This is a genomic window from Synechococcus sp. 'PEA 65AY6A-5F PE A' (genome assembly GCF_047462575.1).
In the GTDB taxonomy this organism is placed as follows: domain Bacteria; phylum Cyanobacteriota; class Cyanobacteriia; order Thermostichales; family Thermostichaceae; genus Thermostichus.
This window is the reverse complement of the sequence record NZ_JAOALE010000075.1, coordinates 1-2,051: the sequence shown is the minus strand read 5'-3', so window position 1 is coordinate 2,051 and position 2,051 is coordinate 1. Positions and strand designations below refer to the sequence as shown.

The window sequence follows — 2,051 nt, the reverse complement described above, 5'->3', positions numbered from 1 at the left end:
CTACAGGAGGTGTCGGTTCCCCTGGAGTCTCAAATGTATTGACCGATTACAGGGTGTTGACAGATTTCAGGGTATTCGGTACTCTCTTCGTTGCGCCGCGATAGGAAGCAGGCGCGAGGATCATGAAAAAGGGGTAGTAAGGAGTAGGAAGGAAGTCCATTCTGGGCGCTTTCATATGCGTGAGCGATGGGGGCGTTGCAGGGTGGTGTGAATAGGCCTTTATCTTCGGGGGGAATCCCTGAGGAGGAGAGTAAGGTCAAGATAGAACGGGCACACGGTGGATGCCCTGGCACCTAAGCCGATGAAGGACGTGATTACCTGCGAAAAGCCCGGTGGAGCTGGTAGTAAGCGTTGATACCGGGATGTCCGAATGGGGGAACCCGGCCTGTGGGAACACAGGTCACCACCTACGGGTGGGGGGAACCTGGGGAACTGAAACATCTAAGTACCCAGAGGAGAAGAAAGAGGAATCGATTCCCTGAGTAGCGGCGAGCGAAAGGGGAGGAGCCTAAACCGTTGAGCGTGCTCAGCGGGGTTGTGGGGCTGGCGATATCGAAGCGGAAGTCTAGTCGAAGGGTTTTGGGAAAGCCCACCAGAGAAGGTGAAAGTCCTGTAGACGAAAGGCGGAGGCTAGTAGCCAGTACCCGAGTAGCCTGTGGTTCGTGGAGCTATGGGTGAATCTGCGCGGCCCACCGCGTAAGGCTAAATACTCTAGGTGACCGATAGCGGACCAGTACCGTGAGGGAAAGGTGAAAAGAACCCCGGGAGGGGAGTGAAATAGAACCTGAAACCGTGTGCTTACAAGCAATCAAAGGACTATACAGGTCTTTTGGTGTGCCTATTGAAGCATGAGCTGGCGACTTACGGTAGTCGGCGAGCTTAAGCCGGAAGGCGGAGGCGTAGCGAAAGCGAGTCCGAACAGGGCGCATAGTCGGCTGCCGTAGACCCGAAACCCAGAGAGCTAGTCCTGGCCAGGCTGAAGCGCGGGTGACACCGCGTGGAGGGCCGAACCGGTGGGAGATGCAAATCCTTCGGATGAGCTGGGGTTAGGAGTGAAAAGCTAACCGATCTGGGAGATAGCTAGTTCTCCTCGAAATGACTTTAGGGTCAGCCTCGGATGCTTATTTGGGCCTGTAAAGCACTGATAGGGCTAGGGGGCCTACCAGCCTACCAAACCCTTTCAAACTCTGAAGGGTCCGAAATGGAGTCCGGGAGTGAGGGCACGAGTGCTAACATCCGTGTCCGAGCGCTGGAACAACAGAGACCGCCGAATAAGGTCCCCAAGTACAGGTTAAGTGGATAAAGATGTGGGGTTGCCCAGACAGCTAGGAGGTTGGCTTAGAAGCAGCCATCCTTTAAAGAGTGCGTAATAGCTCACTAGTCGAGTGACCCTGCGCTGAAAATGATCGGGGCTTAAACCTGTCACCGAATTCGCGGACTTAGCCGGGCTTTGCCTGGTTGAGTGGTAGAGGAGCGTTCCCTATGCCGATGAAGCCATACCGTGAGGAGTGGTGGAGGTACGGGAAGTGCGAATGCCAGCATGAGTAACGATAAAAGGGGTGGGAATCCCCTTCGCCGTAAACCCAAGGTTTCCTACGCGATGGTCGTCATCGTAGGGTTAGGCGGGGCCTAAGGATAAGCCGAGAGGCGAGGCCGACGGACAACTGGTTAATATTCCAGTCCTACTGCGCAGTGCGATGGGGGGACGCTTTAGGCTAGGCGAACCGGAGCCATGGAAGAGCCCGGACAGAAGCCCAAAGGGGACTATAGGCAAATCCGTAGTCCATTACCGGTGGGTGGTGTGGAAGCCGCAAGGTGACAACTCGCCGAAGCCATGGAGCCGAGAAAAGCCTCTAAGCATAACTGCGGAGTACCCGTACCGTAAACCGACACAGGTGGGTGGGTGTCAATGCACCAAGGCGCGCGGGAGAACCCTCGCTAAGGAACTTTGCAATCTAGCCCCGTAACTTCGGGAGAAGGGGTGCTCGCGATGAGCGAGCCGCAGTGAATAGGCGCTGGCGACTGTTTACCAAAAACTCAGCTCTGTGCGA

Annotated in this window: 1 rRNA gene; it reads left to right on the top strand. The window is 55.8% G+C overall.

Features of this window, described 5'->3' with window-relative positions:
- Positions 1-254: 254 nt before the first annotated feature.
- Positions 255-2,051 (top strand): 23S ribosomal RNA (locus tag GG26_RS13555); the annotation flags it as partial.